Source organism: Paenibacillus sp. FSL L8-0638, from assembly GCF_038593075.1.
GTDB lineage: Bacteria > Bacillota > Bacilli > Paenibacillales > Paenibacillaceae > Paenibacillus > Paenibacillus polymyxa_D.
Genome location: NZ_CP151960.1, coordinates 3,030,637 through 3,045,303, shown reverse-complemented (window position 1 = coordinate 3,045,303; position 14,667 = coordinate 3,030,637). Strand labels below are relative to the sequence as shown.

Annotated in this window: 15 protein-coding genes; 7 read left to right on the top strand and 8 right to left on the bottom strand. The window is 45.4% G+C overall.

Going from position 1 to position 14,667, the window contains the following annotated elements:
- Positions 1 to 76: 76 nt before the first annotated feature.
- Entirely contained in the window at positions 77 to 379 is a 303-nt protein-coding gene (locus MKY35_RS13170; RefSeq protein WP_069011801.1) for a hypothetical protein, read from the bottom strand.
- 292 nt (positions 380 to 671) lie between these two features.
- On the opposite strand from MKY35_RS13170, the gene MKY35_RS13165 reads away from it, so the two are divergent.
- The 5 genes from MKY35_RS13165 to katA all read left to right on the top strand — a co-directional run bounded on the left by MKY35_RS13165 (position 672) and on the right by katA (position 5,403).
- Positions 672 to 1,577, top strand: coding sequence for an NUDIX domain-containing protein (locus MKY35_RS13165; RefSeq protein WP_029515141.1), 906 nt, complete (start codon positions 672 to 674; stop codon positions 1,575 to 1,577).
- A gap of 28 nt (positions 1,578 to 1,605) precedes the next feature.
- A complete protein-coding gene (locus MKY35_RS13160; RefSeq protein ID WP_039273133.1) occupies positions 1,606 to 2,097 on the top strand; it encodes an NADAR family protein in 492 nt (163 codons plus the stop codon).
- Positions 2,094 to 2,993, top strand: a complete 900-nt coding sequence (locus MKY35_RS13155) for a TIGR02452 family protein (protein ID WP_342443948.1) — start codon at positions 2,094 to 2,096, stop codon at positions 2,991 to 2,993. Before MKY35_RS13160 ends, MKY35_RS13155 begins: the two co-directional genes overlap by 4 nt.
- A 59-nt stretch (positions 2,994 to 3,052) precedes the next feature.
- The gene (cysC, locus tag MKY35_RS13150; protein WP_165146527.1) at positions 3,053 to 3,655 is read left to right on the top strand and encodes an adenylyl-sulfate kinase; all 603 of its coding nucleotides are present in this window, start codon (positions 3,053 to 3,055) and stop codon (positions 3,653 to 3,655) included.
- A 290-nt stretch (positions 3,656 to 3,945) separates the two neighbouring features.
- Positions 3,946 to 5,403: a catalase KatA gene (gene katA, locus MKY35_RS13145; protein ID WP_029515135.1), complete on the top strand. Its 1,458-nt coding sequence runs from the start codon at positions 3,946 to 3,948 to the stop codon at positions 5,401 to 5,403.
- A 121-nt stretch (positions 5,404 to 5,524) separates the two neighbouring features.
- Here the strand turns inward: katA and MKY35_RS13140 are convergent, their stop codons facing one another.
- From MKY35_RS13140 to MKY35_RS13110, 7 genes are all read right to left on the bottom strand, one after another.
- The gene (locus MKY35_RS13140) at positions 5,525 to 6,835 is read right to left on the bottom strand and encodes an MATE family efflux transporter (protein ID WP_342443947.1); all 1,311 of its coding nucleotides are present in this window, start codon (positions 6,833 to 6,835) and stop codon (positions 5,525 to 5,527) included.
- The gene (locus MKY35_RS13135; RefSeq protein ID WP_342443946.1) at positions 6,802 to 7,644 is read right to left on the bottom strand and encodes a dipeptide/oligopeptide/nickel ABC transporter ATP-binding protein; all 843 of its coding nucleotides are present in this window, start codon (positions 7,642 to 7,644) and stop codon (positions 6,802 to 6,804) included. Before MKY35_RS13135 ends, MKY35_RS13140 begins: the two co-directional genes overlap by 34 nt.
- Positions 7,637 to 8,473, bottom strand: coding sequence for an ABC transporter ATP-binding protein (locus MKY35_RS13130; RefSeq protein ID WP_342443945.1), 837 nt, complete (start codon positions 8,471 to 8,473; stop codon positions 7,637 to 7,639). The genes MKY35_RS13135 and MKY35_RS13130 overlap by 8 nt, the downstream gene beginning before the upstream one ends.
- A gap of 8 nt (positions 8,474 to 8,481) precedes the next feature.
- A complete protein-coding gene (gene nikC, locus MKY35_RS13125) occupies positions 8,482 to 9,336 on the bottom strand; it encodes a nickel transporter permease (RefSeq protein ID WP_342443944.1) in 855 nt (284 codons plus the stop codon).
- On the bottom strand, positions 9,333 to 10,277 hold the full coding sequence (gene nikB, locus MKY35_RS13120; RefSeq protein WP_342443943.1) for a nickel ABC transporter permease: 945 nt from the start codon (positions 10,275 to 10,277) through the stop codon (positions 9,333 to 9,335). Before nikB ends, nikC begins: the two co-directional genes overlap by 4 nt.
- Before the next feature lies 1 nt (position 10,278).
- Complete coding sequence (gene nikA / locus MKY35_RS13115; RefSeq protein ID WP_342443942.1) at positions 10,279 to 11,814, bottom strand: nickel ABC transporter substrate-binding protein; 1,536 nt, start codon at positions 11,812 to 11,814, stop codon at positions 10,279 to 10,281.
- A 207-nt stretch (positions 11,815 to 12,021) separates the two neighbouring features.
- The gene (locus MKY35_RS13110; RefSeq protein ID WP_069011926.1) at positions 12,022 to 13,485 is read right to left on the bottom strand and encodes a DHA2 family efflux MFS transporter permease subunit; all 1,464 of its coding nucleotides are present in this window, start codon (positions 13,483 to 13,485) and stop codon (positions 12,022 to 12,024) included.
- 137 nt (positions 13,486 to 13,622) lie between these two features.
- Between MKY35_RS13110 and MKY35_RS13105 the strand changes: the two genes are divergently transcribed.
- Complete coding sequence (locus MKY35_RS13105) at positions 13,623 to 14,192, top strand: TetR/AcrR family transcriptional regulator (protein ID WP_342443941.1); 570 nt, start codon at positions 13,623 to 13,625, stop codon at positions 14,190 to 14,192.
- A 201-nt stretch (positions 14,193 to 14,393) separates the two neighbouring features.
- A complete protein-coding gene (locus MKY35_RS13100) occupies positions 14,394 to 14,645 on the top strand; it encodes a YolD-like family protein (protein ID WP_029515150.1) in 252 nt (83 codons plus the stop codon).
- The last annotated feature ends 22 nt before the right edge of the window (positions 14,646 to 14,667 follow it).

The window sequence follows — 14,667 nt, the reverse complement described above, 5'->3', positions numbered from 1 at the left end:
GTCGGCAGTTTAGTTTAAAGACCTTCTGATGTATCAGATTGATTTATCGGAAGGTTGTTTTGCTATGTACTTGGAATCAATAGTAGCTGCTTGAATTCAATGAACTTATGAGTGCAGGCAACAGAGCAACAGCCATAATGATATAGATCACGATTACAATAGCGGCCCAAAGAAGGCCTGCTTTAGCGTAATTAGCTTTGCTCGGATTAGTCGAGCCGCTAAATGCCCACACAAACAGCATAATAAGTCCAACTACCGGTATAGCCATCAGAAGTAAACTGATCATCCATTCCTTGAATGAGACTGGAGGCGGGTACACAGGGGCTGGTCTGGATGGTGCTCCTTGTTGATTGTTTTGCGGATTAAACTGGTTAGACAATTGGATCTTCTCCCTACGTGATTAGTATGTTGTGTTTCCTATATTGACCAAAACATCATACATGATATGACAATAAGCAACAAGTAAAATTCAGTAAACAGTCTAATAGTACTATCAAACGATTAAAAATAGGTCTATACACCCTATTGACGAAGCAGTTTTTATATATTATTGTATTGATATTAACATTTTGTTTTTATCAATTGATTCAAATTAAAAGTTACATAGAGCATTCGCCACTTTTGACTCAAAAGCGATGAAATACCCATATATGAACAGGTAGGTGACGCAAGTGACAGATGGATTGAAACATAATTACAGTGGCTTGACGGAAGAGGAATTTTTGGCCGCTTATGATGCGAGTGAATATGAGCGCCCATCCGTAACGGTAGATATGCTGCTATTTACGGTAATGGATCAGCTCCAACAAAATTACCGTAAGCTGCCGGAGAAGACCCTACAGCTTCTTTTGATCCAAAGAGGGGAGCATCCCTATATAGGACAATGGGCGTTGCCAGGTGGTTTTGTAGGTATAGATGAAAGTCTGGAAGAAGCTGCACGACGCGAGCTTAAAACGGAAACGAATGTGGATCAGATTTATATGGAGCAGCTATATACTTGGGGAGATGTGGCACGTGATCCACGTATGCGGGTGATCAGTTGCGCTTACATGGCTTTAGTTGACCACGATTCCTTGGAGGTACAGGCGGGGGATGATGCCGCTGATGCCCAATGGTTTGAGCTGGATTACAGCGTAGCTCAGGAGACGCGGACGAATCAGCCGGAAGGTTACACATGGGAACAAGACATTGACATCACATTGAAGCATGGGGACATCCATCTGTCAGCCAAAGTAAAAATAACTGAAATTCTTAAGGGAAGAACCATTGAAATCAAGCGAGAAGTGCTGGAGTCACAGGGAATTGCTTTTGATCATGCCAAAATTATTGCGTACGGTATAGAGCGTCTGCGCAGCAAAATAGAATACACAGATATCGCGTTTCACCTAATGCCAGCTCTATTTACACTGAGTGAGCTTCAGCAGGTGTATGAAATTATTCTAGGTAAGGAGCTGTTGGCCGCAGCTTTTCGTCGCAAAATAGCTGATCTCGTGGAAGAAACCAATGAATATAGAAAGGCGGCCGGACATCGTCCGTCCAAGTTATATCGATTTAAGCCTCGGTCGCGTTTTATGTAACATAAGGAATATGAAATGAGGAATCTTCATGGAAAAGTTTACATTTTTTTATCGCAGTCATTCGCCATTTTCGCAATGGTATCCTTCTGATTTTGTCGTGGATGGAATGGAGTTTAACTGTGCCGAGCAATATATGATGTTAAAAAAAGCCCAGCTTTTTGGGGATGAAGAGGCGGCCTTGAAAATTATGCAAGCCCCTACTCCAAGGGAACAAAAAGCCCGCGGCCGCAGTGTGCGCGGATTTGACCAATCCTTGTGGGAGGCCAATTGCCGGCAATTTGTGTATGACGGTAATTACGCCAAGTTTACACAAAATCCGAATTTGCTCAAGCACCTGCTTAAAACGAAAGGAACCACTCTGGTTGAGGCTAGTCCAACCGACACCATTTGGGGTGTAGGCTTAGCTGAGAACGATGCTCGTATACGGAACCGCAAGCTATGGCGTGGCACGAACTGGCTAGGAGAAATATTGACGAATTTACGTGAGGATGTATTACAAAAGGAGGAATGGTCATCATGAAAAATACAATGAATTCCCGGAGCAACCGAGATGCCCGATCGCATATGGCGCAGGAAACACTATCCATTTTGGAACATGGGTATTATACGAATAACAAACAGGCTCAAGTAAATATGACAAATGACATAGGGAATGCGGTCACAGGCTCGAAGTTATATACACCTTCTCAGCTGGTAGCTGTAAAACAAGAGACAGAGCAAAGAATAAAAAGTATATTGGGGCCTTCTTCCCGCATAGACGAACAGAGGATCATTGCAAAATTGGAGGTTACGGGAGAAAGCACGTTACAGGCGGCATACAGACTCCAGGTAGAGGAGAAGCTGACCCACGTGGCGTGTTTGAATTTTGCATCAGCTAAAAACCCGGGAGGTGGATTTCTCGGAGGCAGCCAGGCTCAAGAGGAAAGCTTGGCTCGTTCGTCAGCGTTGTATCCTTGCATTTCACAAATGGAAGAGATGTATGGGCATAATCGGAAGCTGCGGAGCTGTTTTTATTCAGATTATATGATTTATTCGCCTGAAGTTCCGGTATTTCGGGATGATCAGGGAACATTGTTGGAGAAGCCATATCAAGTCGACTTCCTGACTGCACCTGCTGTAAATGCTGGAGTGGTGCGAGAACGGGAGCCAGAGCAGGTGAATCGGATTGGGGAAGTGATGCTGGAGCGGATCCGTTACGTTCTTGGAATGGCTAAGCAAAACGGCGTAGAACATCTTGTGCTGGGAGCCTATGGTTGCGGGGTATTCCGCAATAAGCCGGAAGAGGTTGCCCTCTGGTTCAAGCAAGTAATTGTAGATGAAGGATATGGTTTGCTGTTTGACCGGATTGTTTTTGCAGTGTTGGATCACAAAGCAGATCAACGTACTTTAAACAGCTTTAAAAATGTTCTTTCTTGAAGTAAAGGCAGTGCATTAAATCGTTTACTATAATATCTCATGAAAAAGGAAGGTGCTGAATGGAACCATCTTCGAATATAACCTGGCATGTGTCCGATATTGATAAGCAAGCGCGTCAGCTTTTGAATGGCCATAAAAGTCCGGTGCTTTGGTTTACAGGGCTGTCTGGTTCGGGAAAATCAACGGTATCCTCCACACTTGAAAAAGCGTTATATGCACGAGGCATACACACGTTTATTTTGGATGGGGATAATGTTCGGCATGGTTTAAATCGGAATCTAGGTTTCCTACCCGCTGACCGTAAAGAAAATATTCGTCGTATTGCTGAAGTTGCAAAGCTAATGGCACATGCGGGTGTCCTAACCATTTGCGCCACCATTTCCCCTTATCGTGAAGATCGTGAAATGGTAAAGGAGATTTTAAAGCAAGAAGGTTGCTATGAGATATATATACAGTGCAGCCTGGAGGAATGTGAGCGACGCGATCCAAAAGGAATGTACAAGAAAGCGCGCGCCGGAGAAATTCATCATTTTACGGGGATTGATGCTCCTTATGAAGCACCGCTGGAACCGGATCTAATCGTATCCACTGAAGGGCGGGAGGTAATCCCGTCGGTTCAGGATATCTTGGATTTTCTCGATAGCAAGCAGCTACTTTTATGATTTTATGATGAATTGTATATGAATATTGTCTGAAAGCCTCAATGGCAAAACTTCGAGAAGTGATCAAAGGAATCATTACAGAACGTGAAAATGGAAGTATACCTATTAGTAAATAAATACAGTACTGCATATACGGCAAGCCTTAGGGGGCTTGCTTTTTTGTTTATGATTTTAAACTAATTCTAAATCCTACATTATAATGATTATAAAAAAGTATTGATTTTTGTTTGTGCACAACTTATAGTAAAAAGCACATAGTCAACCAATTCATTTAAGAGGTGATTTCAATCATGAGTAACCAACCAACGAACCTGACTACAAGCTGGGGCGCTCCTGTTGGAGATAATCAAAATTCAATCACAGCAGGCTCACGGGGTCCCGCACTAATTCAGGATGTGCATCTGCTGGAGAAATTGGCGCATTTTAACCGGGAGCGTGTGCCGGAACGTGTCGTTCATGCAAAAGGTGCAGGAGCACACGGATATTTTGAAGTTACTAATGATTTGTCTGCATATACAAAAGCAAGCTTCTTGTCTGAGGTGGGCAAGCGTACACCGATGTTTATTCGCTTTTCCACAGTGGCGGGTGAGCTGGGCTCGTCCGATACTGTACGCGACCCGCGTGGTTTTGCGGTGAAGTTTTATACAGAAGAAGGCAACTATGATCTCGTGGGCAATAATACACCTGTGTTTTTTATTCGGGATGCCATTAAATTTCCTGACTTTATTCATACGCAAAAACGCCATCCCCAAACCCATCTGAAAAACCCGAATGCGGTCTGGGATTTCTGGTCCTTATCTCCTGAATCGCTGCATCAGGTAAGTATTCTAATGTCTGACCGCGGTATTCCAGCTACACTTAGACATATGCACGGTTTCGGCAGTCACACGTTCAAGTGGGTAAATGCCGAAGGACAGGCAGTATGGGTGAAATATCATTTTAAAACGGAGCAAGGTGTGCAAAATCTTGATGTGGATTTGGCTGCGAAAATTGCTGGTGAAAATCCGGATTATCATACAGAAGACTTGTTTAATGCCATCAAAAAAGGAGATTTTCCTGCATGGAAACTTCATGTGCAGATTATGCCGGTAGAAGATGCAGATACGTACCGCTTTGATCCGTTCGATGTTACAAAAGTATGGTCTCAAAAGGATTACCCGCTGATCGAGGTTGGACGCATGGTGCTGGATCGCAATCCTGAGAACTATTTTGCTGAGGTAGAGCAGGCGACATTCTCCCCGGGTTCATTTGTTCCTGGTATTGAGGCATCCCCGGATAAAATGTTGCAAGGACGCCTGTTTGCCTACGGAGATGCACATCGCTACCGTGTAGGTGCAAATCATAATTCGTTGCCGATCAACCGTCCGCATGCGGAAGTTCACAACTACCAACGCGATGGTGCATTGCGCAGTGACAGCAATGGCGGAGGATCTGTCTATTACGAGCCTAATAGTCTCGGTGGCCCCAAAGAATCACCTGCGCACAAAATGGCTCCTTTTGAAGTGTCTGGCGAAGCTCAAAGTGTAGCCTACGATCATCATGATCACTACACACAGCCGGGCGACCTATACCGCTTGCTCAGTGAAGAAGAGCGTGCACGCCTGGTCCGAAACATCGTAAATGCGATGAAGCCCGTAGAAAGTGATGAAATCAAACTGCGTCAGATCGGACATTTCTACAAAGCTGATCCTGAATACGGACGCCGTGTAGCCGAAGGTTTAGGCTTGACCGTTCCTCAAGGCGAGTAGAGGTATCTGCAAACTCCTAACCTGAAAGCCGTATGAATAAATAATAAAAGGATGTCCCAACACCACGTACATGGTGGATGGGACATCCTTTGTTTTTGAGAGCGAAATAAATCAGGTGCTGCTATATCCTCTGCAAGCGAGGCAAATAGATTACAAGAAACAGTGACCGTCCTAGTGCAAATACGATAAAGGATAGCCAAAGTCCGTGATTCCCATAATGGGGAACGCACCAGAAGAGAGCGATCAAAAAGCAGAGCAATGACATCATCATCGAATTACGAATGGGATACGTTACCGTCATTCCCGTAAACACACCGTAGAATACCAGTCCCAGCCCGGCTGCCAGCGGAAAGACCACAAGCCATCCATTATAAGGGCCTGTAAGACTAATCACTGTAGCATTGTCCGTAAATAGTGAGATAAGCGGCTCTTTCAGTGCGAAATACAATCCTCCTGTCACTACGCTGGTCACCAGTGTCCAGAACCAGGACAAGTGAATAACCCTTTGCAGCATTTTACGATTCCCGGCGCCCTGAGCCTGACCCGTCATGATGCTACTGGCGTTGGCGAACCCATCAAAAGAGTAAGCCATAATGTAATGGATCTGCAACAAAATAGCGTTCGCCGCCAATTGATCGGTTCCAAAGCTCGCACTGCGCGCCGTAAACAGATTAAACATCGTCAGCAGACAGGCTGTACGAATCATGAGATCAAGGTTTGTTGCCATGACAGTTTTCAACTCTGAAGCTCCAAACCAACCTCGCCAATTCATCTGTCCGCTTTGCTTCCATTCTCTCCAGATCGATGAGCGGAACACCAGAACCAGACCAAACACACATGCAAGAACTTCCGCAATCAGAGTAGCGCTTGCTACACCAGTGACATTCCAATGCACGATCTGTGTAAATACAATAGCTAATACCATATTGATTACGTTCATTGAAATTTGCAAAAATAATGTAGCCTTCACGCGGGACAATCCCATCAGCCAGCCGAGCAGCACATAGTTCACTAATGTAAGAGGAGCTCCCCAGATACGAATGTTAAAATAAATTGCTGCCTGCGCTGCCACATCCTGAGCTGGATGGATTAGCTGCAGAGAAGCTAACAGAATGGGCTTTTGTAACACAATGAATACCGCACCAATGAGTAAAGCAATGGCCAGTGGGCGCATGAGAGCAGCTATGCCCTGGTCATTATTTTGTGCCCCCGTGGCTTGGGCCGTGAAAGCTGATGTGCTGACTCGCAGAAAGCCAAACAGCCAATATAAAGTATTGAAAATAAGAGTGCCCACTGCTACACCGCCTAAATACGCGGAATGGCTCAAATGACCGATTACAGCTGTATCCACCGCACCGAGTAGTGGGGTTGTAATCGTCGAAATAATTAATGGGATAGCTAAAGCAAGATAGGCTCGGTGGGAAGGCAACATGTTGAAAAAACCTCCAGTAATGATTGTGTATAGGGATGGCGATCCGAATGAAATAATGCTTCCTTGGGAAAATGCTCAAGCACACTGCCTTCTTTCATGACCATGATTCGATCACTCATAAAGTGCACAGCCGCCAGATCATGTGAGATAAACAGATAAGCCAATCCTAGCTCATCCTGCAAATCCTTGAGCAGATTTAAAACGGTGGCTTGTGTGGTCACATCCAGACTTGCTGTTGGCTCGTCCAATACGATAAAATCCGGCTCTGTGCTGATGGCACGTGCGATGGTTACACGCTGCTTTTCCCCACCGCTGAGCTGATGTGGAAACTTGTCCAGATAGCTGGCTGGAAGCTTTACCATATCAAGCAAATGTTCTGCTATATCCCGACGTTCTGAGGACATACCCGTCATAAAAGAAGGAACATAGTACTTAAGCTGGTCCAGTGGCTCCAGCAGGGATTGCAGGATGGTTAGTCTGGGGTTCAAAGCCGCAGATGGATGTTGAAAAACTGCACCCAGCCTGCTGCGAATCCGTTTTAATTCGCTCCGCTTTAATCCCCGGATAGACTGCCCATCCAGTCTAAGCTCACCTTGATCAAATGGGTCCAATGTCAATATACAGCGAGCGAGTGTGCTTTTCCCACTGCCGCTTTCCCCGACAATGCCCAGACATTCTCGAGGGGAGATCGACAGAGCAACATCTTTCAGTACTGTTTTGCCTCCAGTGTAAGCTTTCGTCAAACCGGAGACGGTCACGACAGGATGAGACGTGTCTTGCCGCTGAGCGCTGGCGGCTTGATTATTCATATACAGCGCTCCTTTCCAATGCGTTCTGTTCTTCTGTGCTGTTGTAAGGCAAACGTGCTGGAGCGCCCGGAGACAGCGGCGGAATAGCCGCCAGTAGACGACGAGTATACGGGTGGGCCGGATGGCTCAGCACCACTTGGGTTTCACCTATTTCAACCAATGAACCTTCGCTCATCACTGCGATTCGGTCTGCATACTTGCGTACATGACGTAGGTCGTGAGTGATCCACAAGACGGAAATGCCCGTTTCCATCCGGATATGGTCAATGAGCTGCAGCACCCGATGAGCTGTGAGCGTATCCAACGCTGTTGTAGGCTCGTCGGCAATAAGCAGCTTCGGCTCCAGCAGGAGTGCAGCCGCAATAGCTGCCCGTTGCAGTTGACCGCCGCTAAGCTGGAACGGATAGCTGCGGTACACACGCTCGGCGGGAAGCTGTACGCGCTCCAGCACCTCGATACAGCGCTGCTTGCGCGCCTTGCGATCTTGTTTGCCATGGGCGCGCATCAGCTCGTCCAGTTGGCTGCCCACACGCAGAAAGGGGGTGAAAGCCCCATGGTAGTCTTGAAAAATGTAAGATATTTCACTACCAAGCAAAGAACGTCTTTGTTTAGCGGATAGATCCAGCAAATTATTGTCCTTCCACGCAATAATTCCTTCCGCTGTAACAGAAGAGGGGAGAAGTCCGCCGATAGCGAACGCCGTCATGCTTTTGCCGCTACCGCTTTCGCCGGCTAGAGCACACCATTCCCCCGGACGAACGGCAAGCTCCAGTTGCTTTACAATCGTTTTTACATTTGTCCGAATCGTTAAGCCTTCAATAGTCAGCATGTACCAGTTCACTCCTCTGTCCGGGTTTTAACATCATAACGGTCGCGCAGCTTGTCTCCAAATACGTTCGCCAGTAGCACGGTTAGCACGACAGCTATCCCTGGAACCAGCATCAGATGGGGAGCCATTTGAAAATATGCTCGTCCTTCATTCAGCATAGTACCCCACTCAGGAATTGGCGGCTGTGGACCTAAGCCCAAAAAAGATAGGGAGGCAATCATTAAAATGATTTTGCCGATATCCAGCGTAGCCAGCACAAGAACATTCCCAATGGCATGGGGGAGAATATGCCGCATGACAATCCGCAGGGAGGAGGTACCCGCCAGTATGGATAACGAAATGTAATCCTTTTGCTTTTCTGCCAGCACGGTACTACGCACCAGGCGTGCATAACCAACCCATTTTACCGCAGTTACCGCAAAAATAAGATTTACTAAGCCTGGTCCGAGCAAACCGCTCAGTACAATGGCAAAAATATAATCAGGTAAGGTCATGAAGGCATCGACCACCCGCTTGAATACACGATCCATCCAGCCTCCAATAAATCCTGAAAGCAGACCAAGAGGGACCCCTACAACCAACGAAACAGCCAAAATCAACAAACTGGTTCCGACAGTCGTCCGAAGCCCAGCTATCACTCTCGATAGTACATCTCTGCCCAAATGATCGGTTCCCAGCCAGTGCGTAGCGCTGATCAATTGTAGTCGATTCCCCATCTGGATACGATACGGATCTTGCGGAGCAAGAAACGGAATGACTGTAATTGCTGCAAGAATGAGCAGGATGGAGAGCGACACAATCCATGTTTTGGACAATCGCGTTTTAGTGAGCTGCCTGTTTTCCGCATGTACGGATTTTATCATGATAAACGTTTCTCCTTCAAAGCGATTTCAGGATTGACCCAACGGTAGGACAGCTCTACCAAAATATTGATACATACAATGAACACAGCCATAAATACGGTATAGCCCTGAATAATGGGGTAATCCCTTGCAGCAATGGCATCCACAATCCATTTGCCCAGCCCTGGATAGGCGAATAGCACTTCAATCACGACTGTGCCTCCCAGTAGGCTACCTATACTCTCACTGAATACCGTAATGAGTGGAACTAGACTGTGACGGAGCATGTGTCTGAAAAAAATGCGGATGGGGCTGATTCCACGCGCTTGCGCCGCTTTGATAAAGTCTTGCCCCGAGCTTTCAATCAGACTTGCGCGAATCATTCGTACATAAACGGTCGCCATTGCTAATCCCAAGGTAAGAGAAGGGAGTACCAAATGAAAAGCGGTTCCTTCGCCCATAGACGGCAAAATGCGCAATTTAACTGCAAACCATTCGATAAACAAAAGCCCCAGCCAAAAGCTGGGAATCGAGGAGCCGATTAAGGCAAACACACGACTGGCGCTGTCAATCCAGCGGTTACGGTAGAGCGCCGCCATTGTTCCCAGCGGGAGAGCTATCAGCAGCATAATGAACAGGGAGCCGCCGGTCAGCAGCAGTGTATAAGGCAATTTTTCCATAAACTCTGTGAATACCGGACGATGGGTTAAATAAGATTGTCCAAAATCAAACTGAAGCAACTGAACCAGCCACTTACCATATTGCACAGGTAATGGTTGGTCCAGCCCTAGTTGGCTGCGCATATCCGTAATTTGCTGATTGGACACAGCTACATCATCGACTCGGAGAATGCTCCGGACGGGATCGCCCGGAACAAGCTTAAGCAGACAGAAGCTCACAAAGGAAAGAATAAGAAAGAACAAAACTAGTTCAAGAAACTTTTTGACGATGGATTTGAACATGCTAGTTCACATCCAGGTCCTGGGTTAGCAAGTAATATTCACTTTGGCTAGTTACCCAGTTATGTACGTAATCGCGATAGGCCACTACGTTGTTTGGATGGACCAGAAAGGATTGCAGATTTTCTTGGTCAATCAGTGTGACAGCTTTCAGCGCCAGCTTGTTGCGTTGTTCCTCATTCACGGTTGTGTTCAGCTGTGAAATCATACTCGTGAGTTCCGGTACATGCACACGCCCATAATTTAGTGCTCCTTCAGGCATGTAAGCCGCATTTAGAAAATAGCTTGCATCGCCGCGCGGGGCTGTAATGCTACTATAAGTCGCTAAATCCCAATCCTGATGAGCGGCAAGATATTCGTCAATATTATCAACCTGACGGATATCAATCGTAATGCCAAGTTCTTTAGCATTAGCCTGAATCAGCTGGGAAATGAGTGGAAGTTCCGCTCTCGACTGGTAAGTTAGCAATGTAAGTTGAAGCGGCTTGCCGTCAGGGGTTGCAACTTTTCCGTTCTGCACTGTATATCCAGCTTGCTTGAAGCCTTCTCGTGCAGCATTTAAATCAAATTTTTTCGTAATATATTCCGGCGAAAATGGAAAGTCGGGCAAGAATGGCCCTTGAGCAGGGGTTCCCTGGCCGGACATGATACCGCTGGCAATCTCATCACGGTTGATCAGGTTATCGAATGCCTTACGCACAGCCGTCTTTTTCAGATCGTTATTGTTCATATTGTAAATAAGTTGATGCGTTCGCAAACTAGGAAGTGAGTCAACCTTAACGGTAGAATCAGCTTTCAATAGCTCCAGACTTTCAATTGGCGGGCGATACACAATATCAGCAGTTTTGGCTTGAAAAGCAAGCTGACGTGCATTGGCGTCTTCGTTAAACATGAATTTGGCATGCTTCAACTTTACTTCACCGTTCCAATATTGTTCATTGCGATCTAAATTTAATTCACTTCCAGCACGAAAACTGATAACCTTGAACGGTCCTGTTCCTGATGGGAGGTCACCTGTAACTGTGGTGTCTATAATAGCCGTATTTGGATGAACCAGTTCAGATACAAATTCCGGAAAAGGCTTGTCTGTCGTAATGGTCAAAATCTGTCCATCCGCATGAATATCACGGATATGTAGCGCATTTTTGACCGACGGATTAAGCTTTAGCGCTCTTTCCAAAGAGGCTTTGACAGCAGCGGCATTGACGGCATTACCGCTGTGGAAGTTCACGCCAGGTCGGATGTTGAAGGTCCAGTGCTGTCCGTCCTTGCTATCCCATTTCTCTGCAAGCCAAGCTTCCAGCTTGAGATCCTTGTTCACTTTGATCAGTGTTTCACTTACTCCAGCACGAACAGCTGTGTAATTTACATCTGTATGAGGATCTATAGAAGGGCTTTGCACATTGAACAATAAGGAGACACTTTTATCTTGTGGTGCAGCAGATGGAGAGGGTGAAGCTGACGGAGATGAAGCGCAGGCTGCCATCATTACCGCCATTACCGCAGGTATAAATAGTTTAAAATACGAACGTTTAAACAACAGGAAGTCCTCCTTAATAGTAATCGTAATTTTTACGCTTTAACTCATAAATCATATCGTAACCAAATGAAGGTGCTTTGTAAATATGTAATTGACGAATGTGTATGTAAATTCATATCAAAAAGACTGCTAACCAATAGTGATATGGTTAGCAGTCTTTAAGTTTATTCACATATTTTTAATTTGGGATCATATGAAAATTATGAATTAGTGCATGGGAGCTTTGGCAGTGCCATGTTCAACATGAACTCTGCGGATGAAAAAGGCAAGGATCAACCCGATCACACTGATGATCATCGCAAAGAAAAATGAATTTTGTGATCCGATTGTCATGGCATTGGCCATTTCATTTACGGATTCAGGCATACTGGATTGGCTCAAATAGCCTTCCATACCTTTGGAGAGAATGCTTACCGCTACGGCTGTACCGATTGCACCAGCAACTTGTTGGAGCGTACTCATAATGGCTGTTCCGTCTGGGTATAGATCCATAGGGAGCTGATTTAGGCCGTTTGTCTGAGCTGGCATCATAATCATGGAAATGCCGATCATCAAGCAGCTATGAAGCACAATAATGAGTACAAGAGTTGATGTTGTTGTAATGCCGGACAGGAAAAACAAAACAGCAGCTACAATCACAAGTCCTGGAATGACAAGCCACTTGGGACCGAATTTATCGAACAATGAACCCATAATAGGAGACAAGAGGCCGTTGATAATCCCACCGGGCAGAAGTACTAAACCTGCTGTTAGAGCAGACAGAGCCAGCCCCTTTTGCAAAAAGAGTGGAAGAATCAGCATCGTAGAAAGGATCGTCATCATACATAGGAACACCATAATAACGCCAATAACAAACATAGGGTATTTAAATACACGCAAATTCAACATAGGCTGCTTCATTTTCAATTGACGTACAGAGAACAGTATCAACGATATCAGACCGACAATCACAGGAAGCAGAACCATCAGGCTAGCCCAACCTTCGCCACCTTCTCCGGATTTACTGAAACCAAACACGACACCGCCGAAGCCAATGGAAGATAACAGGATAGATAAAAAATCAATTTTGGGCTTGGTCGTTTTTGAAACGTTTTGCATAAATAAAATACCGCAAATCAGTGAGAGAACCAAGAACGGAAGGGAGATCCAGAAGATCCAGTGCCAAGACAGATTTTGCAGTACCAGTCCTGCAATGGTAGGGCCCACTGCCGGTGCGAACATAATGACCAATCCGATGATCCCCATAGCCGCGCCTCTCTTTTCAGCTGGGAAAATGATCAAGATGGTGTTAAACATCAATGGCAATAACAACGCCGTGCCAATGGCCTGAAGAATACGTGCGATCAATAGCACTGAAAAAGTAGGTGCAAGCGCAGCAACGAGACAACCAGCTATTGAGAACAGCAACGATGTAACAAACAGCTGTCTTGTCGTAAAGGTTTGAATCAGCAATCCCGATACAGGTACTAAAATACCGAGTGTAAGCAGATAAGCGGTTGTCAGCCATTGGGCTGTTGCAGTTGTAATATGCAAAATCTGCATCAAATCATTCAGTGCAATGTTAAGTGCCGTTTCACTGAACATCCCAATAAAGCCGCTAAGGAGCAGGGCAATCATAATAGGTAGTACCTTGAACGTTTTGGGTTCAGAGGGTGAACTTGTTTGACTCATTGTACTCATGTTGTTTTTGTTCCTCCAAATAAATTAATGGGTATTGAATTATAGCAATCGGTCTATATATAATAAACGTGTTGTTATTTTTTTGTCAAAGTAAAAGTTTAAATATTATATAATGAAGGATGCTGTATATGGCTGCTAAACCCGAATCATATGAGAATATTGTACAAACCGCATCGAAGCTCTTTTTTCATCAAGGATATCACGCGACCGGACTGAATCAGATTCTTGCGGAGAGTGGATCACCGAAGGGATCACTTTATTATTATTTTCCGCGTGGTAAAGAGGAGTTGGCCTTGGAGTGCATAAGAAGAGGGAATGAGTTTATTAAGCAAAAATTAAAACAGACACTGGACGGAAATGATAACCCCGTAATAGCCATTCAGGATTTTATTCGTAATACAGCTGAGGAGGCAGACCGTCTCGGCTTTGACAGCTTTATGCCGATTGGCTTCTGGGCAGCTGCGGAAACCTCTTGTATCAGCGAATCGCTACGTCATGCTTGTGTGAATACATTTGCAGATTGGCAGCACATTTATGTGGAGCGGCTTCAGGAATCGGGCTGGGACGAGGAAAAGGCACGCAGTCTGGCGGTACTTATCATTTCGATGCTCGAAGGTGCATTGATTTTGGCCGTTACGCAACAGAGCAGTGCTCCTATTTATAATATCGTGGATTACATTCCACAGTTGGTCAAATAATCCTGTCTCTTCAATTTTCAATCTCTCCTAATGAGCTCCAACAAGTAACTTTAGAGAGCCGATGTTCTCGTTTTTGAGAACTCGGCTTTTTTGTGGTTCTGAGACGTAATTTTACTCACATTACCAGCACCAAATGATGAAAAGTATGGTAAAATAGAATGAATTTGATTTTGATTTTGCGTGAAGGAAGGGTGATAGCAAGTGGCAAAAGCGAAGGTACCCAAACGGCCTACTCGGGATGAATTTGTACTGGAGGAAATCGGGAATCAGCTTGTAGAAGCACAACGAGAGCAATCCGAGGTTGTATTGACCGTATGGGGACGCGCAGAAACAACCCGCGGACAGATTGTTAAAATGGACCCAAGAACAGGGAAGGTTCATGTAGAGAGTAATGGAGAAACGGATAAAGTTCCTTTTATGGATATTATGAGTGTAAATTACCCGAGAGATTAGTTGTTGTGATTACATAAATATA

What these genes read in the sequence shown, in the direction of transcription:
- MKY35_RS13160 (WP_039273133.1), top strand. Translation starts at nt 1,606, where the DNA reads ATGGAAAAGTTTACATTTTTTTATCGCAGTCATTCGCCATTTTCGCAA.
- MKY35_RS13155 (WP_342443948.1), top strand. Translation starts at nt 2,094, where the DNA reads ATGAAAAATACAATGAATTCCCGGAGCAACCGAGATGCCCGATCGCAT.
- cysC (WP_165146527.1), top strand. Translation starts at nt 3,053, where the DNA reads ATGGAACCATCTTCGAATATAACCTGGCATGTGTCCGATATTGATAAG.
- katA (WP_029515135.1), top strand. Translation starts at nt 3,946, where the DNA reads ATGAGTAACCAACCAACGAACCTGACTACAAGCTGGGGCGCTCCTGTT.
- MKY35_RS13140 (WP_342443947.1), bottom strand. Translation starts at nt 6,835, where the DNA reads ATGTTGCCTTCCCACCGAGCCTATCTTGCTTTAGCTATCCCATTAATT.
- MKY35_RS13135 (WP_342443946.1), bottom strand. Translation starts at nt 7,644, where the DNA reads ATGAATAATCAAGCCGCCAGCGCTCAGCGGCAAGACACGTCTCATCCT.
- MKY35_RS13130 (WP_342443945.1), bottom strand. Translation starts at nt 8,473, where the DNA reads ATGCTGACTATTGAAGGCTTAACGATTCGGACAAATGTAAAAACGATT.
- nikC (WP_342443944.1), bottom strand. Translation starts at nt 9,336, where the DNA reads ATGATAAAATCCGTACATGCGGAAAACAGGCAGCTCACTAAAACGCGA.
- nikB (WP_342443943.1), bottom strand. Translation starts at nt 10,277, where the DNA reads ATGTTCAAATCCATCGTCAAAAAGTTTCTTGAACTAGTTTTGTTCTTT.
- MKY35_RS13110 (WP_069011926.1), bottom strand. Translation starts at nt 13,485, where the DNA reads ATGAGTCAAACAAGTTCACCCTCTGAACCCAAAACGTTCAAGGTACTA.
- MKY35_RS13105 (WP_342443941.1), top strand. Translation starts at nt 13,623, where the DNA reads ATGGCTGCTAAACCCGAATCATATGAGAATATTGTACAAACCGCATCG.